This window comes from Cellulosimicrobium composti (genome assembly GCF_010287905.1).
Classification (GTDB): Bacteria; Actinomycetota; Actinomycetes; order Actinomycetales; family Cellulomonadaceae; genus Cellulosimicrobium; species Cellulosimicrobium composti.
In genome coordinates this window covers 1-24093 of record NZ_JAAFAN010000062.1, presented here as the reverse complement: position 1 = coordinate 24093, position 24093 = coordinate 1, and the positions used below count along the sequence as shown (strand labels likewise).

Below are 24093 nucleotides of genomic sequence, written 5' to 3'. Positions count from 1 at the left end.
CCGTGCGGACCGCGGGCGCCGTGCGGACCGCGGCTGCCGCGCGGGCCCCGGCCGCGAGGACGGGGCCGAGCGCGACACCCGCAGCCCGCCCGACCGCGGCGAGCGGACGGTCGAGGTCCGCCCGCGCGCGGTCCTTCCACGCGACGACGACGCCGCGGACCGGACCCGCGTACGCCGCCGGGGCCCAGACGGGCAGCGGGCCCGCGCCGTCGAGCCGGTCGAGGCGCGGCGCCCCGTCCTCGCGGCGGCGCAGCGGGGCGCGCAGGAGGCCGAGGCACGCCGCGCACCACCGCACGTCCGGGCGGTCGCACCCCGGGCACGAGACGGGCAGGACAAGACGGGCGACGTCGTCGAGGGCGCGTACGAGCATGGCGCCAGCGTGCCGGTGACCGCAGCCCGCGCGCGGCATCGGGCCCCTGCGCTGTGGACGCCGTCGTGCGACCCCCGCGCCCCCGGCCCCTGTGGTCGGCCGCGGATCCTTGGTCCCGCCCGGGAGGCGTCAGCCCGGGTACGTGGCGAGGCGCACCTCGGTCGCGACGCGCGTCCAGAGCGTCGACGTGCCCGCCGCGAACAGGCTGCCGTCGCTCGTGCCCACGAGCACCGTCCCCACGCCCGTCGCCGACGCGAGCGAGACCGCGTTCTCGACCGGCGACGTGGGCACGGTCGGCCCGCCCACGGGCACGCGCTGCACGACCGGCGCCGACTCCCCCGCGGTGCGCCCGAGCACGCCCAGGAGAGCCCGGTCGAGCCATGTCACCTGCGTCGCCGCGACCACGGGCTGCCCCACGCGCACGGGCTCGGAGAGCTGCGTCGGGCGCCCTGCCTCGTCGCGGACCACGCCCGCGACGTGCACCTGCGAGCCCGTCCCGGCGTCGCTCACGACCGCGATCCGCGCCCCGTCCGGCGCGACGCGCACCGACATGACCGTCCGCCCCTCGAGCCACGGCGCCGCGACCGGCGTCACCGCCTGGTCGGAGCCCGCCTCCTCCAGGTTCACGGCCTGCAGCGACCCCGCCTGCACCTGGGGGCCGCTCCACAGGTACCCGAAGCGGTCGACCGACGGGGCGAGGAGGTTCGACCCGGTGAGCAGCGTCGTCGGCCCCGCCTCGGCGGTGGGCGCGGTGACGATCCGGTCGCCGCCGTCGCGCACGACGAGTCCCGCGTCGGCGGACCGGCCCCGGAACGCGAGCGCCGTGGGCTGCAGACCGGTCAGCGGCGCGACGGACTCCACGGGCGTCGTCGTGCGTCCCTCGAGCCGCATGACCTGGTCGCCCGCGAGGACGACCGGGTCGTCGGGCGTCGTCGCCACGCCGATCGTGGGGACGTCGTCGGCCGAGAGCACCGACCCGCCCACGCCGACGGTGATCTCGACGCGACCGCCGAGCGACGCCTGGAGCTGGGCCAGGAGCAGGGCGCGGTCGGCCGGCGACGCCGAGGTGACCGGCTCGGTGAGGGGCACGGACACCGCGCCCTCGGTCGGCGGGACCGAGTCGATGCTCAGGGCCGTGCCGTCCGGGGCGACCGTCGCGACCGACCCCGCGAGCCACTCCGCGGGGCCGCGCAGCGTCTCGCGCACCGCGAGCGCCTGCCAGTTGCGGCTCGGGAACCAGCGCGCGTCCGGCACGAGGTACGCGCGGTCGACCGTCGGGAAGTAGAGGTTGACCTGCTTGTAGGTGCGCGCGAAGTTCGTCGCGGTGATCGTCAGGCCGTCGTCGACCGTCGCGATCCGCCACTGGCCGTCGTCGTCGCGCACGAGCCCGTAGGAGATCTCCGTCGTGCGGCCCGGCACCTGCTCGGTGTACACGCCGCGCGCGTCGACGATCCCGACGACGTCCGCCGTCGTGCGCACCGTCGTCGCGCCGTCCTTGAGCGTGCTCTCGTCCACCTCGAGCTGCGGCACGTCCTCGAGGATCGCGACCTGCGCGAGGGGCGACCAGTCGTCCTGGGCGGCGTCCGTGAGGTACTCGGACGCGACGTCGAACGTCGAGCGCGCGCCCTGGGCCTGGGCGGCGAGGAAGCCCCGCACGATCTGGTCGGGCGCCCCGTCGCGCGGCGGGGGCAGCGCGCTGACGAACGGCTGGCCCGGGTCCTCGGGCGTCGCCTGCCCCTCGACGACCGGCCCCGACGTGGGGATCGACGCGCACGCGCCGAGCACGACGACGAGCACGGTCGCGCACGCGGCCGCGAGCGCCTGCCGGGCACGGTCGCGCAGGGTCCCGGTCGTGCTCATCGCGCCTCCTGGACGTCGGTGCTCACGGGCTCCGGGTCGGCGCCCGGTCCCGGCTCCGCCCCCCGCCCGGGGTGCGGGTCGTGCTCGCGCGGGAGGACGACGGGGATGCCGCCCGTGACGGACGGGAGGTCCGCAGGCCCCGCCGTGCCCTCGACGTCCTCGACGACGGGCGCGTCCGCGCTCCACTCGGCCGGGAGGCCGCGACCGACCACGGCCTCGCTCACGAGCGGCAGCGGCGACGACTGCAGGCGGATGCCGGCGCGGCGCGGGAGCGTGAGGCGGAAGCTCGCGCCGCGCCCGGGCCGGCCCCACGCCTCGAGCCAGCCGCCGTGCAGGTGCGCGTCCTCGAGCGAGATCGCGAGGCCGAGGCCCGTGCCGCCCGTCGTGCGGGCCCGCGCGGGGTCGGCGCGCCAGAACCGGTCGAACACGTGCTGCACCTCGTCGGCCGTCATCCCGACCCCGTGGTCGCGCACCGCGACCGCGACGGCGTGCCCGTCGCCGTCGACCGTGATCTCGACGGGCCGCTCCTCGGCGTGCTCGATCGCGTTGACGACGAGGTTGCGCACGATGCGCTCGACGCGCCGCGGGTCGATGTCCGCGGTCACGGGCTCGTCCCCGAGGTGGACCGAGAGCCACACGCCCTTGCGCTCGGCGAGCGGCGCGGCGTGGTCGACGGCGGCGTTGACGACGTCGCGCAGGTCGCGGCGCTCGGCGTCGAGCACCGCGGCGCCCGCGTCGAACCGGCTGATCTCGAGCAGGTCGGCGAGCAGGTCCTCGAACCGGTCGAGCTGGGCCTGCAGCAGCTCGGTCGAGCGCCGGGACACGGGGTCGAACTCCTCGCGCGAGGAGTGCAGGACCTCGGACGCCATGCGGATCGTCGTGAGCGGCGTGCGCAGCTCGTGCGAGACGTCGGAGACGAACCGCCGCTGGAGCATCGACAGCTCCTCCATACGCCCGATCTGCTCCTGCAGGCTCTGCGCCATCTCGTTGAACGAGTGCGCGAGGGACGCCATCTCGTCGTGGCCCTTGACGGGCAGTCGCTCGTCGAGCCGGCCGTCGGCGAGGCGCTCCGCGACGCTCGCCGCCTGCCGCACGGGCAGCACGGCCTGCCGTGTGACGAGCGCCGTGATGCCCACGAGCAGGGCGAGCAGCACGAGCGCGCCGACCAGCAGCACCGACTGCAGGAACCGCAGCGTCTCCTGATCGGCCTGCAGGTCGTAGAGGTAGTACAGCTCGTACGTGCCGGCGACGGGCACCTCGACCGTGGACCCCACGACGATCCCGGGCACGACGCCCGACGACTCGGGTCGCATCGGGTCGACGGGGATCGCCACGGACTGGAGGAACTGCCCGCCGTCGGCCTCGACGGTCGCCTCGCGCATCTCGGGCGAGACGAGGTCGGCGAGCTGCGGGTTCGTCGACTGGTCGAGGAAGCCGACGGTGCCCGACCCGCCGGACTGCCACAGGAAGACGTCGCGCGAGGACCCCGTGGACTGCAGGAGGGAGAAGAGGTCGAACAGCAGGGACTGCGCCTCGGTCGCGGTCGACGCGGGCGACGCGTCGAGCGTGCGACGCGCCTGCTGCGTCGACTGCGCGCTCTCGAGGTCGATCTCCGCCGCGCGCCGCTCGTAGAGGCCGTCGCGCATCGAGTCCGTGAGGTACGCGCCGAGCGCGCCGACCGTGAGGACGCCCACGACGAGCGCCGAGGTGACGACGCGCAGCTGCATCGACGAGCGCCACCGCCACACGACGCGGCGGGCGGTCGCGCGCGCTCGTCGCCGGGCCCGGCGCCAGAGCCCTCGCCAGCGCCCGTCGGTGGAGCCGGCCGGCGTGCTCACGTGCGGGTCGCGCCCGCCTTGTAGCCGACGCCGCGCACCGTGAGGACGATCTCCGGGTTCTCCGGGTCGTGCTCGATCTTCGAGCGCAGGCGCTGCACGTGGACGTTGACGAGGCGCGTGTCCGCCGCGTGCCGGTAGCCCCAGACCTTCTCGAGGAGGACCTCGCGCGTGAAGACCTGCCACGGCTTGCGCGCGAGCGCGACGAGCAGGTCGAACTCCAGCGGAGTGAGCGCGACCGGCTCGCCGCCGCGCGAGACGCGGTGGCCCGTGACGTCGATCTCGACGTCGCCGATCGACAGGTGCTCGGGCGCCGGCTCCTCGGTGCGGCGCAGGCGCGCGCGGATCCGGGCGACGAGCTCCTTGGGCTTGAACGGCTTGGAGATGTAGTCGTCGGCGCCCGACTCGAGCCCGAGCACGACGTCGACCGTGTCGCTCTTCGCCGTGAGCATGATGATCGGCACGCCCGACTCCGCGCGGATGAGGCGGCACACCTCCGTGCCGTCCTTGCCGGGGAGCATGAGGTCGAGCAGCACGAGGTCCGGCTGGGTGCTGCGGAACGTCTCGAGCGCGAGGTCGCCGTCCGCGCAGAAGACGGGTTCGAAGCCCTCGGAGCGCAGGACGATCCCGATCATCTCGGCCAGAGCGGTGTCGTCGTCCACCACGAGCACACGAACCTTCATGCGGACATCTTGCCATCGACGGGCCGTCCCTCGGCGAGGCCCCGGGGTGCGGCGCGGGTGAAGCCGCGGCCCGGTGCGCGGCGGCGGGCCGGCCAGCCGCCGCGCGGGGGCCCGTACTAGGGTGGCCTCGCCGCCGGTGCCGTTGTCGCCTGCGGCCAGGACCGACGCCCGAGCCGACCGCGGGGGACCACGAGCACATGAGCACACCCGACACCTCCGGCACGCCGGACGGTGCCACGCCGGAGCCGACGGCGACGCCCGGCCCGACGCCGCCCGCCACCCCCGGGCAGGGCGACGCGAGCGGGTGGGGCACGCCCACGTACGGGCAGCCCGGCTACGGCCCGGGCCCGACTCCCCCGCAGCCCCGGTACGGCCAGTACGCGCCCGGGCACGAGCCCGGTCAGGGCCCGACGCCGGACCAGCCCGCCGCGTCCCCGTCCCCCGGCGCGTGGGGGCAGCCGGGCAGCACGCCCGCCCCGACGCAGAGCGCGCCCGGGTACGGCCAGCCGCAGCACGGCCAGCCCGGCTACGGCCAGCCGCAGCACGGTCAGGGCGCACCGGGGCAGTACGGGCAGGGCCAGTACGGGCAGCAGCAGTACGGGCAAGGCCAGTACGGGCAGCAGTACGGCGCGCCGGGCTACGGACCGACCCCGGGCTTCGCGGGCGCGCCGTACGCGCCGCCCGCCGCCAAGCCCGGCATCGTGCCGCTGCGGCCGCTGACGCTCGGCGAGATCTTCGACGGCGCGTTCGGCGCCATCCGCCACAACCCGCGCGTCATGCTCGGCCTGAGCTCGCTCGTCGTCGTCGTCGCGACGGTCGTCGGCGCCCTGCTGGGCTGGGCGTTCTCGGGGTACGTGGCAGACCTCTTCTTCAGCGTCCCCTCCGACGCGGGCTTCGGCGGCCTGGAGAACGAGTTCGCGATCATGTACGCGAACATCTACGGCACGGGACTCGTCACGAGCCTCGCGAACCCGATCGTCAGCGGCCTGCTGACGGTGTCCATCGGGCAGTCGGTCATCGGGCGCAAGGCGACGGTCCGCGAGGTCTGGTCACAGGTCGGACGCCGCGCATGGTTCCTCATCGGGTTCTCGCTCCTGTTCAGCCTCGGCTGGGTGGTCGCGGTCGTACTCGCCGTCCTGCTCGTCACGGCCGGGTTCGCCGTCGCGACGTGGCTCGGAGTCACGCTCCTCCTCGTCACCGTCCCCGGCCTGATCGTGCTCCTCGCGTGGCTGTGGATCCGGACCATCCTCGTCCCGCCCGCGCTCGCCCTCGAGGGCCAGCCCTTCTGGGCCACGGTGAAGCGCACCTGGCTGCTGTCCCGCGGCAGCTTCTGGCGACTCTTCGGCATCGTCCTGCTCGCCAACCTCGCGATGGGTTTCGTCGCGCAGATCCTGGTCTCTCCGTTCAGCCTCGTCGGCGGAATCCTCGTCGCCGCCGGTCAGGGCTTCGCCGGCAACGTCCTCATCACGCTCGGGGTCGCCCTCGGGACGATCGCCACCGCACTCTTCCTCGGGAGCGTCGTCGCGCTGCTCTACATCGACGTCCGCATGCGTCGTGAGGGGCTGGACGTCGAGCTCGCGGCCGCGGCGAGCGAGCAGCCGCGCGCATGACGCCGTGGTCGCTCGCGGCCGACGTGCCCGTGCAGCCCGGCGCCGACGAGGCGCGCCGCTGGCTCGTCGAGGAGCTCGCGAAGCCCGAGTACCGCACCGACCCGTCGCTCCTGCAGCGGTTCCTCGACTGGCTCGCCGACCTCTTCGACGGCGCGACGGGGATCGACCTGGGCGGTCCGGCCACGGCCGCGCTCGTCGTCGCGGGCGTCGCGCTCGTCGCCGGGATCGCGTACTGGGTCGCCGGTCCGGTGCGCCTGTCGCGCCGCGCGAAGGCGTCGGCCGTCGTGCTCGACGACGACACGCGCCCGGCGTCCGACCTGCGCGCCGCCGCCGACGACGCCGCGGCGCGCGGCGACTGGGCGACGGCCGCGCTCGAGCGCTTCCGCGCCGTCGTGCGCTCGCTCGAGGAGCGCGCGGTGATCGACCCCCGGCCGGGGCGCACCGCGTGGGAGGCCGCGCAGACCGCGGGCGAGCGCGTGCCCGAGGTCGCGGACGGGCTCGAACGAGGCGCGCACCTGTTCGACGACGTCGCGTACGGCAAGGCGGTCGTCGGCCCCGAGGCGGACGCGTTCCTGCGTGCGCTCGACGAGCGCACGCTCGCCGCGCGCCCCGCGCTGCGCCCCGAGGTCGCGTCGGCCGCCGCCCCGGGGGGTGACGGCGCGTGAGCACGACCACGGACGACGGGCGCGTCGTCACGACGTCCCACGTGCCCGTCGTCGGCGACGGCACGACGGCCGGGTCGCGCGCCCGGCGCCGGTGGCGCAGCGCGCGCTGGCCCCTCCTCGTCGTCGTCGCGCTGCTCGCGCTCGCGGGCCTGTCCGCGATCGCGCGCCCCACGACGTCGGCGACGCCGCTCGCACCCGACAACCCGGGCCCCGCGGGGGCACGCGCCGTCGCCGAGGTGCTGGGCGACCGAGGCGTCGAGGTGACGTACGTGCGCACGGTCGCCGACGCGGTCGCCGCGGCGGCCGACGGCGGCACCTTGCTCGTCGCGGAGGGCGACTTCCTGCTCGACGAGCAGGTCGACGCGATCGTGCGCACGCGCGCCGACCTCGTCCTCGTGGCGCCCCCGGACCACCTGCTCGACGCCGCGACCGGCGGGAGCGCCGGCCTCGCCTACGAGTGGGGCTCGGGCGGCGCGGCGCGCAGCGCGCGCTGCGACGACCCGGCCGCGCAGGCGGCCGGCTCCGTGCGCTCGGACGGCGTCGGCCTCGTCGACCTCGACGGGACGAACGTGCTGTGCTTCCCCTCGCCCGACGACCCGGGCGTCGGCGCGTACCTCGTGCACGAGGCCGAGGGGCGCACCGTGCGCGTGGTCGACACCTCCTCCGTGCTGCGCAACGACGCCGTCGCCGAGGACGGCGCCGCCGCCCTCGCCCTGTGGACGCTCGGCGCGCACGACCGCCTCGTGTGGCTCGTGCCCGACCCGTTCGACACGTCGTTCGAGGGCGGCGAGGACGAGCAGGCACCGGCGCTGTCCCTGCCGCCGTGGTTCGGCGTCGTCGCGCTCCAGGCCCTCGTCGTCGTGCTCGCGGTGATGCTCTGGCGCGGGCGTCGCCTCGGCCCGCTCGTGACCGAGGACCTGCCCGTCGTCGTGCGCGCGGCGGAGACGACGCGCGGGCGCGGCCGGCTCTACCGGCGCGCCGGTGCCCGCGGGCACGCCGCCGCGGGTCTGCGCGCGAGCGCCGCCGACCGCCTCGCGAACCGCCTCGGCCTGCCCCGCTCGGCCGACGCCCCCGCGCTCGTCGACGCCGTCGCGCGCGCGACGGGCCGACCGGGCGAGCAGGTCGCCCAGCTCCTGTACGGACCACCACCCGCCGACGACGCGGCGCTGCTCGAGCTCGCGCGTCACCTTGACCGGATCGAGAGCGAGGTCTACCACTCGTGACGCACCACCCCGACGGCTCCGTGCCGCAGCCCGACCGCTTCGCGCCGCCGCCCGCGCAGGACCCGAGCGTCGCCGACCGCGTGAGCGCGGCCGCCGGCCCGCCCGCGCACCAGCCCGGCCCGCCCGCGCACCAACCCGGCCCGCCCGGGCCTCAGGCGCCCGGTGCCCCGGCACCGCAGGGGCCCGCGCCGCACGCGCAGCCCGCCCCCGGGCACCCGGCGACCGCCACCGCGTCGCACGACGTGCCGCCCGCGCCGACACCGGAGCTGCGCCAGGCACTGGCCGCCGTGCGCACCGAGGTCGGCAAGGCCGTCGTCGGGCAGGACGGCGCGGTGACGAGCCTGCTCATCGCGCTGCTCTGCAAGGGGCACGTGCTGCTCGAGGGCGTGCCCGGCGTCGCCAAGACGCTGCTCGTGCGCACGCTCGCGGCGTCGCTCGACCTCGGCACCAAGCGCGTGCAGTTCACGCCCGACCTCATGCCCGGCGACGTCACGGGCTCGCTCGTGTACGACGCGCGGACCGCCGAGTTCTCTTTCCGCGAGGGCCCGGTCTTCACGAACCTCCTGCTCGCCGACGAGATCAACCGCACGCCCCCCAAGACGCAGGCGTCGCTCCTGGAGGCCATGGAGGAGCGGCAGGTGTCCGTCGACGGCACGCCGCGCCCGCTGCCCGACCCGTTCCTCGTCATCGCGACGCAGAACCCCGTCGAGTACGAGGGCACGTACCCGCTCCCCGAGGCACAGCTCGACCGGTTCCTGCTCAAGGTCGTGCTGCCGCTGCCGGAGCGCGAGCAGGAGGTCGAGGTGCTCGCGCGCCACGCCGCGGGCTTCAACCCGCGCGACCTCGCGGCCGCGGGCGTCCGTGCCGTCGCGGGGCGCGACGTGCTCGACCGCGCGCGCGAGGAGGTCGCGCGCGTCCAGGTCGCGCGCGAGGTCCTCGGCTACGCCGTCGACGTGTGCCGCGCGACCCGCCACTCCCCCTCGCTGTCGCTCGGCGTCTCCCCGCGCGGTGCGACGGCGCTGCTCGCGACGTCGCGCGCGTGGGCGTGGCTCTCGGGCCGCTCCTACGTGACCCCGGACGACGTCAAGGCGCTCGCGCACCCCACGCTGCGCCACCGCGTGCAGCTGCGGCCCGAGGCCGAGCTCGAGGGCGTGACGGCCGAGAGCGTGCTCGACACCGTGCTCGCGTCCGTCCCCGTCCCCCGCTGAGGCGCCGCTCGTGGCCCTGACGTGGCGCGCCGTCGTGCTGACGGCGCTCGGGATCGTCCCCGTGCTGCTGTTCCCCGTGCCGGGGACGGTGCTCGTGTGGACGCTGCTCGTCGTCGCGCTGTGCGCGCTCGACGTCGCGCTCGCGGCGTCCCCGCGGCGGGTCGCGATCGAGCGCCGCGTCCCCGGCTCGGTGCGGCTCACCGACACCACGACGTCCCGCCTCACGCTCACGAACCTCGCGTCGCGACGGCTGCGGGCGCTCGTGCGCGACGCGTGGCCGCCGTCGGCGGGGACGCAGGGCAACCGGCACGCGGTCGACCTCCCGCCCGGCGAGGCGACGCGCGTGACGACGGTGCTCGTGCCCACGCGGCGCGGCGAGCGCGTCGCGGACCGGGTCACGATCCGGTCGCTCGGCCCGCTGCGGCTCGCGGCGCGCCAGGCCTCGATCCCCGTGCCCGGGCGCCTGCGCGTCCTGCCGGAGTTCGCGTCGCGGCGCCACCTGCCGAGCCGGCTCGCGCGCCTGCGCGAGATGGACGGTCGCGCGGCGGTCCAGGTGCGCGGCGAGGGCACCGAGTTCGACTCGCTGCGCGAGTACGTCATCGGGGACGACGTGCGCTCGATCGACTGGCGGGCGTCCGCGCGCGGCCGCGACATGGTCGTGCGCACGTGGCGCCCCGAGCGCGACCGGCGCGTGCTGATCGTCGTCGACACGTCGCGCACCTCGGCGACGCGCGTGGGCGACGAGCCGCGCCTCGACGCGAGCATCGAGGCCGCGCTGCTGCTCGCCGCGCTCGCGGGCCGCGCGGGCGACCGCGTCGAGCTCGTCGCGTACGACCGCACGGTGCGCTCGCGCGTCGCCGGGGCCGCCGGTCCGCGGCTCATGCCCGCGATGGCCGACGCGCTCGCCCCGCTCGAGCCCGTGCTGCTCGAGACGGACTGGCCCGGGCTCGTCGGCGCGGTGCACGAGCGTCTGTCGCAGCGCGCGCTCGTGGTGCTCCTGTCGACGCTCGACCCCGCCGCGGTCGAGACCGGGCTGCTGCCCGTCGTCGGGCAGCTCACCGCCAAGCACCAGGTCGTCCTCGCGGCCGCCGGGGACCCCGAGGTCGCCGCGCTGCGCGACGAGCGCTCGGGCACGGCCGAGGTGTACGACGCCGCGGCCGCCGCGCGCGGCGAGATCGAGCGTGCCGCGGTGACGACGGTGCTGCGCCAGCGCGGCGTCGAGGTCGTCGACGCCCTCCCGGACGACCTCGCCCCGCGCCTCGCCGACACCTACCTCGCGCTCAAGGCGGCCGGCCGCCTCTGACCCCCACCCACCCCTGAGCCGCCGACCATGCGGCTGTGGCTCGTCCGCGGCCACGGACGAGCCCTCAGCGCATGCTCGGCGCCGGGACCGCACGGGTCGGGCGGTAGGGTCGTCGAGCACGTCCCCCGACCTCAGGAGACCCCGTGGCCTGGCAGCCGACCGACCCCCGGCAGCGCGCCCGACGCAACCGCCGCGTCGCGATGATCGTCGTGGCGGCGCTGCTCGCGACGTTCCTCATCCCCGCGCTCGCGATCGTGCTCTCCTGACCCGGCGATGGGCGACGAGCGGCACGGGCCGCGGCTGAGCCACGACGACCTCAACCGCGCGCTGCTCGCGCGGCAGCACCTCGACGTGCCGCGCGACGCCACTGTGCTCGACGAGGCGCGCCACCTCGTGGGGCTGCAGTCGCAGGTCCCGTCGTCGCCGTACCCCGCGCTCTGGTCGCGCCTGGCGGCCTTCGCCCCGGCCGACCTGGGCGACCGCCTGCTCGACCGCGAGGTCGTGCGCGTCGCGACCCTGCGCGGCACGGTGCACCTCGTGGCCGCCGACGACGCGCTCGAGCTCACCGCGCTCGCCCGCCCGGGCCTCGCGACGTACCTGCGGTCGAGGAACCAGCACGGGACCGCGCTCGCGCACGTCGACCTCGACGACGTCGAGCGCGCCGCGCGCGACCTGCTCGCCGAGCCGCTCACGTCGGTCGAGCTCGGGCGACGCCTCGCGCAGCGGTGGGAGGACGTGGACCCCACGCACCTCGCGTACGCCGCGCGATGCCTCCTCCCGCTCGTCCAGGTCCCGCCGCGCGGCCTGTGGGGTGCGAGCGGCCCCGGCACGACGACCACGTGGACGACGGCGCACGCGTGGCTCGGACGGTCCGACCCGGCGCTCGACGCCGTCGCGCACGACGCCGACCCCGACGCGGCCCTCGCCGCGCGCGTGCGGCTCGTACGCCGCTACCTCGCGGCGTTCGGGCCCGCGTCCGTCGCGGACGCGCAGCGCTGGGCGGGCCTGACGCGCCTGCGCGCCGCGTTCGACGCGCTGCGCCCGGAGCTCACGACCTTCACCGGCCCGGACGGCACGCCGCTGTTCGACCTCCCCGACGCGCCCCGGCCGCCCGGCACGGCACCCGTGCCGGTGGTCCTCGCGGGCGACTTCGACAACCTCGTCCTGTCGCACGCCGACCGCACGCGCGTCCTCGGCGACGTGCCCGTGAAGAGCGTCGTGAGCGTCAACGGGCAGGTGGCGGCGACGGTGCTCGTCGACGGCCGGGTCGCCGGGGCCTGGACGGCGCGCCCCGAGGGCGAGGACACCGTGCTCGTGGAGGTCCGACCGCTCGGCGCCGACCGGCTGCGCGCACCGGGCGTCCGCGAGGGGATCGAGGACCGGGCGCGGTCCTGGGTCGGGTGCGCGTGGCCGCACGCCCGGGCGCGCGTCGTCGTGCACGACGCGAGCGCGTGACCGGCGGGTCGAGGACGGCTCAGGCGGCCACCGGCACGACGTCGCCGGCGTGATCCGCGGTGAGGTCGCCCGTCTCGCCCGCCGCCACGGCGCGGCGGCCCAGGACGATCGTGTAGACCCAGAACGCGGCGAGAGCGAGGGCGCCGATGACGATCTTGAGCCACCAGGGCATCGTCGAGCCGGTGACGAAGCCCTCGATGACGCCCGAGACCGCGAGCGCGATCGCGAGCCCGATCGCGACGGTCACGAGGGCGCGTCCCTCTTGGGCGAGCGCGCGCGAGCGCGGCAGCGGGCCCGGGTCCACCCATGCCCAGAAGATACGCAGGCCAGCGGCGCCGGCGACGAACACGGACATGAGCTCGAGCAGCCCGTGGGGCGTGATGAGCTGGAGGAAGAGCGCGAGCTCGCCGTGCGCCGCCATCATGCCGCCGATCGACCCGACGGCCACCGCGTTGGAGAACAGCACGTACGCGGGGAAGACGCCCGTGATGCCCAGCCCGACGCACTGCGCCGCGATCCACGCGTTGTTGGTCCACACGACGGCGGCGAAGTCGATGCCCGGGTCGTAGTAGGACGCGAACGCCTCGTCGACGTAGTTCTGCTGAACGCTCGGCGGGCCCATCGACGCGAGACCCTCGGGAGTCGTGGCGACCCACACGCCCGCGACGAGGCCGACGACGAGGCACGCGACCGTCACGCCGACCGACCACCACCGGATGCGGTACAGCGCGGCCGGGAGCGACACCGTGAGGAACCGGACCACGTCGCGCCACGCGGGCTCGTGCGCGCCGGCGATGCGCGTGCGCGCCCGGCCGAGGAGCACGGAGAGCTGCGAGACGAGCACCGGGTCGGGTGCGACGGACCGCACGGTCGACAGGTGCGTCGCGACCGCCTGGTAGAGCCGCACGAGCTCGTCGGCCTCGGCGCCGTCGAGCGTGCGGCGCCGCGTGAGGGTCTCCAGGCGGTCCCACTCCGCGCGGTGCACGTCGGTGAAGGCGTCGAGGTCCACGACCGATACCCTGCCACACGAGGCGTGCCGCCGGTGCGCCGATCGAGGGACGGGCGCGGGCCCGGGACGGACGAGGGCGAGGAGCGGGCGTGCGCGACGGGATCCTGATCGGCGAGGGCGTGGTCCTCGACGCGCGGCCGGCGTCGTTCGTGACGCGCGGCCTCGCGCTGTTCCTCGACCTCCTGACGATCTTCGTCGTGCTGATCGCGCTCCTGTGGGCCACGGCGGGCACGCTCGAGCTCGTCGACCCCGACCTCGCGCCCGCGATCAGCGTCGCGATCGCCGTGCTCGTCATGGTCGTCGTCCCGACGACGGTCGAGACCCTCTCGCGCGGGCGGTCGCTCGGCAAGCTCGCGCTCGGCATCCGCGTCGTGCGCGACGACGGCGGCCCGGTCCGGTTCCGGCACGCGTTCCTGCGCGCCCTCGTCGGGATCGGCGAGATCTGGTTGACGCTCGGATCCGTCGCGCTCGTCGCGTCGCTGACGAACGACAAGGGCAAGCGGCTCGGCGACATGGCTGCGGGCACGTACGCGATCCGGGTGCGGGGCGGGCGACCGACGCTCGCCCCGCTCGCGATGCCGCCCTACCTCGCCGCGTGGGCCGCCCGGGCCGACATGCGCCGTCTGCCCGACGGCCTCGCGCTCGCGGCCCGCCAGTTCCTCGGCCGCGCGGCCCGGCTGCACCCCGCGTCGCGCGCCCGTCTGGGTCAGGAGCTCGCGGCGCAGGTCGAGCGGTACGTCGCCCCGGGTCCGCCCCCGGGGACGCACCCGGAGGCGTTCCTCGTGGCCGTGCTCACCGAGCGGCGCGAGCGCGACCGGGCCACGGCCCGGCGCGCGCAGGCCCTCGCGCACGAGCAGGCGGAGATGCTGCACCGGCTCCCCTACTCGGTGCCCGACCCGACGCGCTGACGCCGGGGCCGGCGCGCCGGCCGCGGGTCCTCGAACCGCCCGACGAGACGCGAGATCCCGACGAGCACGAGCGCGAACGCGCCGAACCACACGGGCCGGCTCGCCCACCAGTCGGCGCCGCCCACGGCCGGGAGGTCCTGACCGAGCACCACGAGCACGACCCCGACGACGACGATCATCGCCGTGAGGTGCCACAGGTAGACCGTCATCGAGCGCCGCGCGAGGCCCGCGACCACGCCCCGACCCCGCCCGTCGGCCCAACGGACGAGCGGTCCTCGCGCGGCGAGGGCGAGCGCGACGAGCGCGACCCCGTGCAGGACGACGGGCGCCGTGGGCGGGCCGAGGTTCGACATCGCGTCGCCCGGCATCCCGACGAGCGACACCGGGTACGGGCCGACCGCGACGAGCAGGGCCGCGAGCGCCGCGGCGGCGAGCCCGACGCCCACGAGCACGACCGGCCGCGGGAGCACCGCCACGGGCACGACCCGGCCGCGGCGCACGACCCGCACGCCCGCCCGCGCGTCGGCGTACAGGAGCCCGATCGCGTAGGGCACGGCCCAGACGAGCAGCACGTCCACGAGCGCGAGGCGCTCCAGCCCGGCGTCGAACCGCAGCACCTCGACGCCGAGCGGGAGGGCGGTGAGCGCGCCGACGGCCCACCAGCCCGCGGCGTGCAGCGCGCGGCGCAGGAGCGGGGTGAGCACCACGAGGCCGAGGTAGACGGCGAGGAACCACAGGAGCTGCGGCGCGAGCGTCGCGAGCGTGCGCACGGCGTCCCCCGGCAGGCCCGCCGCGAGCAGCAGGCCGATCGCGACGGCCCACGCCCCGACGAACACGCCCACGGGGCGCAGCAGCCGCGGCAGGCGCCGCCCGGCGAGGCGCAGGCCGGACGCGAGGTCGGCGGGGACGCTCGGGCGGGCCACGACCCGGCCCGCACCCGCGCGGCCGGGGGACGCTCCGCCGTCGGGCCGGGGCCGCACCCCGTACGCGGCCGACGCCCCGGCCGCGAAGAACAGCAGCGCGAGGACCTGGAGCACCCACGTGACCGTCCAGCCGGCGCCGTGCGCGAGCGCGTTGCCGACGTGCAGGTGCTCCCCGTCCCACGTCGCGTCGGCCATGAGCCAGTGCGCCGTGAGGACGCTCAGGGTGGCGACGGCGCGCACGGCGTCGACGAACACGTCGCGCGGCGGCCGGCGCGGTCCGTGCGGGGCGGCGGCGACCGCGGCGGCGCCCGGGGTCGTGGCGCGGTCCGACGTCGGACGGCCCGTCCGGTCGGGCGACGCGCCTGGGCGGGCGGGCGCGGGGCGGGCCCGCGACGACGTGCGGGACGGGGACGGCGGCGGCGAGAGGACGGCCACGGGATGCTCCAAGGTCGGCGGTCCGGGGCGGTTGCCCGGTGCTCACCAGTCTCGAAACATCCCGTTCGTCCCGGTACGGGAGGGTCCCCCGGCCTCGCCGCGGCCGGCCACCCGGCCGGTACGGGGGTTGTCCCCCGCGCTCAGACCTTGAGGTAGCGCAGCACGGCGAGCACGCGCCGGTGGTCGCCCGCGTCCTGCGGGAGGCCGAGCTTGCCGAAGATCGACGTGACGTTCTTCTCCACGGCGCCGTACGACAGGTAGAGCTGCTGCGCGATCGCCGAGTTCGACCGGCCCTGCGCCATGAGCTCCAGCACCTCGGTCTCGCGCGGCGTGAGCCGGGCGAGACCGTCGTCGGCGCGCGAGGCGCCCATGAGCTGGCTGACGACCTCCGGGTCGAGCACGGTCTGCCCGGCGGCGATGCGCGTGAGCGCGTCGACGAACTCGCCGACGTCGGCCACGCGGTCCTTGAGGAGGTAGCCGACGCCGCGCGCGCCGCCCGTGAGGAGCTCGCTCGCGAAGCGCGTCTCGACGTACTGCGAGAAGAGCAGGACCCCGAGGTCGGGGTGCGCGGCGCGCAGCGCGAGGGCGGCGCGCAGCCCCTCGTCGGTGAACGTGGGCGGCATGCGGATGTCGACGACCGCGACGTCGGGCAGCGCGTCCTGCGCGGCGAGGTGCCCGACCTGGGCGACGAGCTCGTCGCCGTCGGCGACGGCCGCCACGACCTCGTGCCCGCGGCGGGTCACGAGCGCGACGAGCCCGTCCCGCAGGATGGCGGAGTCCTCGGCGATGACGAGGCGCATGGTGTCCTTCCGGTCGGCCGGGCCGTGCGGCCCGGGCTGGTGAGATGCCCCGGGGCCATCGTGCCCGACGCCGGTCCCCCGCCCCGGGAGGACGTCGTCGGCGGCGCGCACGTCAGACGCGCACGGGCAGGAGCACCGTGACGACGGTCGGCCCGCCGACGGGGCTCGTCAGGTCGAGCGTGCCGTCCACGGACCGCACGCGCTCCGCGAGGCCCGCGAGCCCGGACCGGTGCCCGTCCTCCCCGGGCTGCACGACGCGCGCGCCGCCCTGGCCGTCGTCGCGCACCCGCAGGCGCAGGCGCGCGCCGCGCCCGCTCCCCTGCCGCTCGACGAGCACGTAGACGCCCGTCGCGCGTGCGTGCTTGACGGCGTTCGTCACGAGCTCGGCGACGCAGAAGTACGCGATCGACTCGACGGCGGGCGCGAGGCGGCCCGACGCCTCGACCGCGGGGTCGACGTCGACCGTCACGGGCAGGGGCGAGCGTGCGGCGAGGGTCTCGAGCGCGACCGCGAGCCCGTTGTCGAGCGCGGGCGGGTGGATGCCGCGCGCGAGCTCGCGGAGCTCGACGAGGGCCTCCTTGGTCGAGGAGTGCGCGAGGTCGACGAGCTCCAGGGCGTCGACGGGGTCGCCCCCGGAGGCCAGCTGCTCCTTCGCCTCGCCGAGCTGCATCGCCACGGCGACGAGGCGCGCCTGCGTGCCGTCGTGCAGGTCGCGCTCGATGCGGCGCAGCTTCGCGTCGGCGTCCTCCACCGTGCGCCCGCGCGACTCCTCGAGGTCGGCGACGCGCAGGCTCGACAGCGTCGGGCCGAGCAGCGCGACGGTGAGCACGCGGAACAGGTGCGCGAACCCGCGCGTGACCTGCGCCCACAGCCAGAGGACGACGAGCCCGGCGAGCACGAGCGCGAGCTGGCGCACGGGGGTGTCGACGAACCAGTCCGCCCCGAACGACGCCCCGCGGTGCCACGACCCGTCGCTCGCCTGCTGCAGCGGGAGCCACCGCGACCAGATCCAGTGGGTCGTGCCGCCCAGGCCGACGGCGAGGAACACCGTGCTCGCGACGAACCCGACGATCGCGAGCGGGAACGTCACGAGGAGGAAGAGGACGGCGCGCCAGCCGGTCCCGTCCCCGATCCCGTGCCACAGGGTGCTCCAGAAGCCCTTGCGGCGGACGTACGGCGCCGGGGCGGCGACGTCCACGCCGAGCGTCGAGCGCGCGATCGACCGGTACATCGAGCCCCAGCCGCGCCCGCCGACCACGACCCAGCCCGCGAGGACGAGCCCGAGGACCGGGACGAGCATCGCGACGAGGAACGTCACGGAGAACACGCCGTACGTGAACGCGAACGGCGCGAGGAGGATCGCGAGCCACAGGTAGCCGTACTCGCGCCACGTGCGCGCCGCGAAGGGCGCGCGCACGAACGACACGCGCTCGCGGTGGTCGACGTAGCGGGGGTCGGGCCGCGAGCCGGTGAACGCCGCGACGTCGCCGGACGCCGCCGGCGCGGTGCCGTCGCGCGTCACGGTCCGGGGACCGGGCGCAGCACCGGTGGACGGGGCGCCCGGCGTCGCGGGGTCGCCCACGGGCGCGACGCTCGGCTGGTCAGGGGTCACGGCAGTCATGGTGCCAGTCTCGACGAGCGCGCGCGGGCGCGACAGGGAGGCGTCCGCCGGGCCGGGGTGGGGACAACCCCCCGGGCGGCGGACGCCGGTCCCGTCAGTGCAGCAGGTACTTCACGGCGATGACGACACCGCCGAACGCGGCGGCCAGCGCCGTCTCGCTCACGAGGCGCCCGCCGCGCGCGCCCGCCCGGTACGCGGCGAAGAAGCCGACGACGCCGAGGAGCACGACCGTGCACCACACCGCGACGAGCGCGGCCTGCTCCACCGCGAGGCCGAGCGCGTGCCCGACCAGGTACACGACGATTCCCGGGACCGCGCCGAGCAGCACGCCCAGGTTGAGCCGGAGCGCCGCGAGCGTCCGCTCCCACAGCGAGTGCCCGCTGTCGTGGAAGCGGCCGCTCACCGCGTCGACGTAGCAGTGCGCGAGCCAGTAGCCCACGGCGACGAGCGACGTCGCGACCACGACGCGGTCACCCGTCGGGGCGTGCACGCTCGACACGGCCATGACGAAGCCCGCGACGATCGCCCCGTAGAGCAGGTCGTGCGGGGGCTCGCGCTCCCAGCGGTCGCCCACGCGGTGCCACAGGGGCCGCACCCGGCCCGGGGGCCGCGTCCCGGTCACCTCACCGCCTCGGCCCGCCGTCCCGCCGCGGGGCGCGGGCGCGCCGGGGACACGCTCGTCGTGCGACGGCTCCATGCTGCCTCCAGGTGGTCCGAGCGGCCCCGTGCTCAGTAGCGGTAGTGCTCGGGCTTGTACGGGCCCTCGACCGGCACGCCCAGGTACTCCGCCTGGGACGGCGAGAGCTCGGTCAGCCGGACGCCGAGCGCACCGAGGTGCAGCCGCGCGACCTTCTCGTCGAGCACCTTGGGCAGGCGGTACACCTGGCGCGCGTAAGCACGCTCGCGGCCCTCGCGCGCGGCGGCGGTCGCGTCCTGGAAGAGCTCGATCTGGCCGATCACCTGGTTGGAGAACGAGTTGCTCATGACGAACGACGGGTGGCCCGTCGCGTTGCCGAGGTTGAGCAGGCGCCCCTCGGACAGCACGACGATCGAGCGGCCCGCGGGCTGCCCGTCCGGGCCCGGCTCGGCGAACGTCCACTCGTGCACCTGCGGCTTGATCTCCGTGCGCGTGACGCCCGGCACCGCGGCGAGGCCCGCCATGTCGATCTCGTTGTCGAAGTGGCCGATGTTCCCGACGACGGCCTTGTCCTTCATCGCGACGAGGTGCTCGGCACGGATGACGTCCTTGTTGCCGGTCGTCGTGATGAAGAAGTCCGCCTCGCCGAGCACGTCCTCGATGCGCGCGACCTGGAACCCGTCCATCGCGGCCTGGAGCGCGCAGATCGGGTCCACCTCGGACACGACGACGCGCGCGCCCTGGCCGCGGAACGCCTCGGCCGCGCCCTTGCCGACGTCGCCGTACCCGGCGACGAACGCGACCTTGCCCCCGATGAGGATGTCGGTCGCCCGGTTGATCCCGTCGGGCAGCGAGTGGCGGATGCCGTACTTGTTGTCGAACTTCGACTTGGTCACCGAGTCGTTGACGTTGATCGCCGGGAACAGCAGCTCCCCCGCCTCGGCGAGCTGGTAGAGACGGTGCACGCCCGTCGTCGTCTCCTCGGTGACGCCCTGGATCCCCTGCGCGACCGTCGTCCAGCGCAGGGGGTCGGCGTCGAGCGCGCGACGCAGCACCGCGCGCACGACGTTCATCTCGTGCGTGTGGTCGGGCTCGCCCGGCAGCGTGTCCGGCGGGACGACCCCGGCGCGCTCGTACTGGAGCCCGAGGTGGACGAGCATCGTGGCGTCGCCGCCGTCGTCGAGGATGAGGTTCGGGCCGGACGGCGTGCCGTCGGCCGCGGGCGGCCAGAGCAGGATCTGCTCGGTGCAGTCCCAGTACTCCTCGAGCGACTCGCCCTTCCACGCGAAGACGGGCACGCCCTGCGGGTCCTCGGGCGTCCCGTGGGGCCCGACGACGACGGCCGCGGCTGCCTCGTCCTGCGTGGAGAAGATGTTGCAGCTCGCCCAGCGCACCTGCGCCCCGAGGGCGACGAGGGTCTCGATGAGGACGGCGGTCTGCACCGTCATGTGGAGCGAGCCCGCGATCCGAGCGCCCGCGAGCGGCTGGGACTCGCCGTACTCGGCGCGCAGCGCCATGAGGCCGGGCATCTCGTGCTCGGCGAGGCGGAGCTGGTGGCGGCCCGCCTCGGCGAGGGACAGGTCGCGGACCTTGTAGCGGCCGGGGACCTCGTCGAAGCCGGGGGTGGCGCCGGACGTCGGGGCCTGCGCTGTGGTGGACATGGTTCTCCTGTGCGATCTCGGTGCCGGCCGGACCGGTCGTGCCGGCCCGCCGGCGGTCGGCCGGTGGCTGCGCTGGGGGCTCCCGTCCGCGCCGTGCGGGACCGCGGTCCCGCCGGGCTCCAGCCTACCGACGACGACGGGCGCGCGGCCGGGGCGCGCGCGGCCGGGGTGCGCGAGCGGGCCGCGCTGCTTCGTCCGACGCGCGCGCCCGGGCGCGCGCGTAACACGAATGCTTGACCATCTCAAGGTCACGAAGGGATAACGATCCGTGATCTGCCGCGATCCCCGTCGTTCCAGCGCTGCCGGGTCAAGAATCGTCCTGGAATCACCCCCGACGGCGGCCCCTCAGGTAGAAGTTGAACCTCGAATCAGGCAGGGTGGTGCGGTACCGATGGATGTCGGACCAGCACGAGGACCGCTGCGCGAGCAGCGCGGAGGGCGCCGCCCGGCGCCGAGCCGCGACGCGCCGACGCGGTCCTCGCGCCACGCCCCCGAGACGCCGCCGCCGGAGCCCCTCTGGCGCCGTCCTCGCGCGGGGCGTGCCGGTCCCCCGCACGGAAGGCGAGGCCCACTCGCGTGACAGCCCCCAGCACGACCCCTCCCGACACCACGACGGCCGCCGACCGGCCGTCGTCCCCGACCGGACCGCCCCCGTCCGACGTCGCCGTCTCCGTGCGCGACGTCTACAAGGTCTTCGGCCGCCGCCCCGTCGAGGCGATCCGCCGCCTCGAGCAGGGCGCGTCGCGCGACGACGTCAAGGCGCTCGGCACCGCCGCGGTCATCGACGCGAGCTTCGACGTGCGCCGCGGCGAGATCTTCGTCGTCATGGGCCTGTCCGGCTCGGGCAAGTCCACGCTCATCCGCATGCTCAACGGCCTGTGGAAGCCCACGTCCGGCCACGTCCTCGTCGGCGGCACCGACCTCGCGGCGACCGACGCCAAGCAGCTGCGCGCCCTGCGCCGCCGCAGCGTGAGCATGGTGTTCCAGCACTTCGCGCTCCTGCCCCACCGCACCGTCCTCGACAACGCGGCGTACCCGCTCGAGATCCAGGGCGTCGGCAAGGCCGAGCGCCGCGAGAAGGCGCGCCGCGCGCTCGACCTCGTCGGGCTCGGCGGCTGGGAGGACTCCCTCCCGTCGCAGCTCTCCGGCGGCATGCGCCAGCGCGTCGGCCTCGCCCGCGCGCTCGCGGCCGACACCGACGTGCTGCTCATGGACGAGGCGTTCAGCGCGCTCGACCCGCTCATCCGCCGCGAGATGCAGGAGCAGCTCCTCGACCTCCAGCAGCGGCTCGGCAAGACGATCGTGTTCATCACGCACGACCTCAACGAGGCCATGCACCTCGGCGACCGCATCGCCGTGATGCGCGACGGCCGGATCGTCCAGATCGGCACCGCCGAGCAGATCCTGTCCGACCCCGCGAACGACTACGTCGCCCAGTTCGTCGCCGACGTCGACCGCACGCGCGTCCTCACCGCGTCGTCCGTCATGGTGCGCCCCGCCGTCGTCGTCCCCGTGAGCGGCGGGCCGCGCCAGGCGAGCCGCGCGATGCGCGAGGCGCAGGTGTCGGCCGCGTACGTCGTCGACCGCCAGCGCGTGCTCCACGGCGTCGTGCGCGACGACGACGCCGTGGCCGCGCTCCGCGCCGGCAAGGAGACCATCGGGGACCTCGTGCACGACGGCGTCGCGCCCGTCTCGCCCGACACGCCCCTCGCGGAGATCTTCGCCCCCGCCGCGGAGTCCTCCCTCCCCGTGCCCGTCACGGACGCCGACGGCCGCCTCGTGGGCGTCGTCCCGCGCGTGACGCTGCTCGAGGCCATGGTCCCCGCGGACCAGCCCCGCACCGGCGAGATCGACCTCGGCACCGCCCCGGACGCCGTCGCCTCGACCGAGGGAGGTGCCGCGTGACCGACACGCTCGTGCCCCGCATCCCTCTCGGCGACTGGATCGACACGTTCGTCAGCTGGATCACGACGACGTTCCGCCCCCTGTTCCGCTTCGTCAAGGACGTCCTCGTCGGCGTCTACGACGCGCTCGACACGATCCTGGCGAGCCCGCCGTTCTGGGTCGTCGCCGTCGTGCTCGCCGCCCTCGCGTTCTTCGTCAAGGGCTGGAAGCTGGCGCTCGGCTCGCTCGTCGGGTTCGTCGTCATCGCCGGCGTCGACCAGTGGGGCAACGCGATGGACACCCTCGCGCTCGTCCTGCTGTCGGCGGCGATCGCGCTGCTCCTCGCCGTCCCGCTCGGCATCTGGGCCGCGCGCGACGACCGCGTCTCCGCGGTCGTGCGGCCGGTGCTCGACTTCATGCAGACCATGCCGGCGTTCGTCTACCTCATCCCGACCGTCGTCATCTTCCTCACCGGCCCCGTGCCCGGGATCATCGCGACGATCATCTTCGCCATGGCGCCCGGCGTCCGGTTCACCGAGCTCGGCATCCGGCAGGTGGACTCCGAGGTCGTCGAGGCCGGGCACGCGTTCGGCTCCACGCCGGGCCGCATCCTGCGCCAGATCCAGCTCCCGCTCGCCCTGCCCACGATCATGGCCGGCGTCAACCAGGTCATCATGCTGTCGCTCTCCATGGTCGTCATCGCGGGCATGGTCGGCGCCGGCGGCCTCGGCAACGACGTCGTCGCGGCGCTGTCGAGCATCGACATCGCGCTCGGCTTCGAGGCCGGCCTGTCCGTCGTCATCCTCGCGATGTTCCTCGACCGCGTGACCGCCGGCCTCGGCGCCAAGGCGCCCGTCGCGCGCGCCCTCGCCGCGACGCGGGCCTGACCCACCCACGGCGCGGCCCGCCCGCGCCCCGTACGTCCCGCCCGACGCCGTCGGGCACCCACCCCACCCACGGCGGCCGGTCCCCGGCCGCCCGACGGAAGGACACGCATGACTCCCGCACGCACGTCCCGCACCCGCACCGCCCGCCGCACGGCTGCCGTCGCCGCCGCCGCGGTGCTCGGCCTCGGCCTGAGCGCCTGCGCGTCCGAGTCGGGCTCCGGCTCCGGCGGCGCCTCGACCGGCGAGGACGAGTCCTCGGTCTCGATCGGCATCCCCTCCGGCTGGGACGAGGGCATCGCCGTCTCCCACCTGTGGAAGGCGATCCTCGAGCAGGAGGGCTACGACGTCGAGACGCAGACCGGCGAGATCGGCGTCGTGTTCACCGGCCTCGCGGGCGGCGACTTCGACCTGCTCTTCGACGCGTGGCTCCCGATCACGCACGAGGAGTACGTCGCGAAGTACGGCGACGACATCACCGACCTCGGCACGTGGTACGACGACGCCAAGCTCACGATCGCCGTCAACGAGGACTCGCCCGCGCAGTCCCTCGAGGACCTCGCCTCCATGGCCGACGAGTACGGCAACAAGCTCGTCGGGATCGAGGCGGGCGCGGGCCTGACCAAGGTCACCCAGGACGCGGTCATCCCCACGTACGGCCTCGAGGGCATGGACTACACCATCTCCTCGACCCCGGCCATGCTCGCCGAGCTCAAGGGCGCGACCGAGGCCGGCGAGAACATCGCCGTGACGCTCTGGCGCCCGCACTGGGCCTACGACGAGTTCCCCGTGCGCGACCTCGAGGACCCCGAGGGCACGCTCGGCGACGCCGAGTCCATCCACACCTACGGCGCGGGCGACTTCGAGGAGCGCTACCCGACGCTGACCAAGCTCGTGGGGGCCTTCACCCTCGACGACGAGCAGCTGTTCTCGCTCGAGAACATGATGTTCAACTCCGACGAGCACGCCGACGAGGACGCCGCCGTGCAGGCGTGGCTCGAGGAGAACCCGACGTTCGTCGACGATCTCAAGGAGGCCGCGGGCGTCTGACCACGACCCGCGACGACCTCGGCGGGGGCCCGCGCCGGCGGCCGGGCCCGGGGCGGCCCCCCGGTATGA

The 24093-nt window shown here is 75.7% G+C and carries 20 protein-coding genes and 1 pseudogene; 11 read left to right on the top strand and 10 right to left on the bottom strand.

The window, feature by feature from the left end; translation table 11 throughout:
* The 4 genes and pseudogenes from GYH36_RS15590 to mtrA form a co-directional block, all read right to left on the bottom strand.
* Window positions 1-370 (bottom strand): annotated as a pseudogene (locus tag GYH36_RS15590) (ComF family protein); the annotation flags it as partial.
* A gap of 129 nt (window positions 371-499) precedes the next feature.
* A complete protein-coding gene (locus GYH36_RS15585) occupies window positions 500-2230 on the bottom strand; it encodes an LpqB family beta-propeller domain-containing protein (RefSeq protein ID WP_162290317.1) in 1731 nt (576 codons plus the stop codon).
* Window positions 2227-3957, bottom strand: coding sequence for an MtrAB system histidine kinase MtrB (mtrB, locus tag GYH36_RS15580; protein ID WP_115943736.1), 1731 nt, complete (start codon window positions 3955-3957; stop codon window positions 2227-2229). The genes GYH36_RS15585 and mtrB overlap by 4 nt, the downstream gene beginning before the upstream one ends.
* A gap of 107 nt (window positions 3958-4064) precedes the next feature.
* Window positions 4065-4748, bottom strand: coding sequence for an MtrAB system response regulator MtrA (mtrA, locus tag GYH36_RS15575; protein ID WP_024839349.1), 684 nt, complete (start codon window positions 4746-4748; stop codon window positions 4065-4067).
* Window positions 4749-4945: 197 nt separating this feature from the next.
* Here mtrA and GYH36_RS15570 point away from each other — a divergent pair, with 197 nt between their 5' ends.
* From GYH36_RS15570 to GYH36_RS15545, 7 genes are all read left to right on the top strand, one after another.
* Window positions 4946-6358, top strand: a complete 1413-nt coding sequence (locus GYH36_RS15570; RefSeq protein ID WP_162290316.1) for a hypothetical protein — start codon at window positions 4946-4948, stop codon at window positions 6356-6358.
* The gene (locus tag GYH36_RS15565; RefSeq protein WP_024839351.1) at window positions 6355-7023 is read left to right on the top strand and encodes a DUF4129 domain-containing protein; all 669 of its coding nucleotides are present in this window, start codon (window positions 6355-6357) and stop codon (window positions 7021-7023) included. The genes GYH36_RS15570 and GYH36_RS15565 overlap by 4 nt, the downstream gene beginning before the upstream one ends.
* Complete coding sequence (locus tag GYH36_RS15560; RefSeq protein WP_162290315.1) at window positions 7020-8246, top strand: DUF4350 domain-containing protein; 1227 nt, start codon at window positions 7020-7022, stop codon at window positions 8244-8246. Before GYH36_RS15565 ends, GYH36_RS15560 begins: the two co-directional genes overlap by 4 nt.
* Before the next feature lie 80 nt (window positions 8247-8326).
* Window positions 8327-9454 (top strand): AAA family ATPase, encoded by a 1128-nt coding sequence (locus tag GYH36_RS15555; protein WP_446661273.1) that lies wholly within the window; start codon window positions 8327-8329, stop codon window positions 9452-9454.
* A gap of 10 nt (window positions 9455-9464) precedes the next feature.
* Window positions 9465-10757 carry a DUF58 domain-containing protein gene (locus tag GYH36_RS15550; RefSeq protein WP_162290314.1) on the top strand — a complete coding sequence of 431 codons (1293 nt, stop codon included), beginning with the start codon at window positions 9465-9467 and terminating at the stop codon, window positions 10755-10757.
* Window positions 10758-10900: 143 nt separating this feature from the next.
* On the top strand, window positions 10901-11023 hold the full coding sequence (locus tag GYH36_RS20105) for a hypothetical protein (protein ID WP_255318720.1): 123 nt from the start codon (window positions 10901-10903) through the stop codon (window positions 11021-11023).
* 7 nt (window positions 11024-11030) lie between these two features.
* A complete protein-coding gene (locus tag GYH36_RS15545) occupies window positions 11031-12212 on the top strand; it encodes a winged helix DNA-binding domain-containing protein (RefSeq protein ID WP_162290313.1) in 1182 nt (393 codons plus the stop codon).
* Window positions 12213-12231: 19 nt separating this feature from the next.
* Here the strand turns inward: GYH36_RS15545 and GYH36_RS15540 are convergent, their stop codons facing one another.
* A complete protein-coding gene (locus GYH36_RS15540) occupies window positions 12232-13221 on the bottom strand; it encodes a stage II sporulation protein M (protein WP_024839356.1) in 990 nt (329 codons plus the stop codon).
* 89 nt (window positions 13222-13310) lie between these two features.
* On the opposite strand from GYH36_RS15540, the gene GYH36_RS15535 reads away from it, so the two are divergent.
* Entirely contained in the window at window positions 13311-14129 is an 819-nt protein-coding gene (locus tag GYH36_RS15535) for an RDD family protein (RefSeq protein ID WP_115942987.1), read from the top strand.
* Here GYH36_RS15535 and GYH36_RS15530 read toward each other — a convergent pair.
* The 5 genes from GYH36_RS15530 to ahcY form a co-directional block, all read right to left on the bottom strand.
* Entirely contained in the window at window positions 14102-15487 is a 1386-nt protein-coding gene (locus tag GYH36_RS15530) for an acyltransferase family protein (RefSeq protein ID WP_162290312.1), read from the bottom strand. The genes GYH36_RS15535 and GYH36_RS15530 overlap by 28 nt on opposite strands.
* 140 nt (window positions 15488-15627) lie before the next feature.
* On the bottom strand, window positions 15628-16287 hold the full coding sequence (locus tag GYH36_RS15525; RefSeq protein WP_024839359.1) for a response regulator transcription factor: 660 nt from the start codon (window positions 16285-16287) through the stop codon (window positions 15628-15630).
* Window positions 16288-16399: 112 nt separating this feature from the next.
* The gene (locus GYH36_RS15520) at window positions 16400-17908 is read right to left on the bottom strand and encodes a sensor histidine kinase (protein WP_162290311.1); all 1509 of its coding nucleotides are present in this window, start codon (window positions 17906-17908) and stop codon (window positions 16400-16402) included.
* 94 nt (window positions 17909-18002) lie between these two features.
* Complete coding sequence (locus GYH36_RS15515) at window positions 18003-18530, bottom strand: hypothetical protein (RefSeq protein ID WP_162290310.1); 528 nt, start codon at window positions 18528-18530, stop codon at window positions 18003-18005.
* Window positions 18531-18637: 107 nt separating this feature from the next.
* Window positions 18638-20206 carry an adenosylhomocysteinase gene (gene ahcY, locus GYH36_RS15510; RefSeq protein ID WP_024839362.1) on the bottom strand — a complete coding sequence of 523 codons (1569 nt, stop codon included), beginning with the start codon at window positions 20204-20206 and terminating at the stop codon, window positions 18638-18640.
* Between the two features lie 576 nt (window positions 20207-20782).
* On the opposite strand from ahcY, the gene GYH36_RS15505 reads away from it, so the two are divergent.
* The 3 genes from GYH36_RS15505 to GYH36_RS15495 all read left to right on the top strand — a co-directional run bounded on the left by GYH36_RS15505 (window position 20783) and on the right by GYH36_RS15495 (window position 24024).
* Window positions 20783-22111, top strand: a complete 1329-nt coding sequence (locus GYH36_RS15505) for a quaternary amine ABC transporter ATP-binding protein (RefSeq protein ID WP_162290309.1) — start codon at window positions 20783-20785, stop codon at window positions 22109-22111.
* Window positions 22108-22977, top strand: coding sequence for an ABC transporter permease (locus GYH36_RS15500; RefSeq protein WP_162290308.1), 870 nt, complete (start codon window positions 22108-22110; stop codon window positions 22975-22977). The genes GYH36_RS15505 and GYH36_RS15500 overlap by 4 nt, the downstream gene beginning before the upstream one ends.
* Window positions 22978-23085: 108 nt before the next feature.
* The gene (locus tag GYH36_RS15495) at window positions 23086-24024 is read left to right on the top strand and encodes a glycine betaine ABC transporter substrate-binding protein (protein WP_162290307.1); all 939 of its coding nucleotides are present in this window, start codon (window positions 23086-23088) and stop codon (window positions 24022-24024) included.
* Window positions 24025-24093 lie beyond the last annotated feature (69 nt).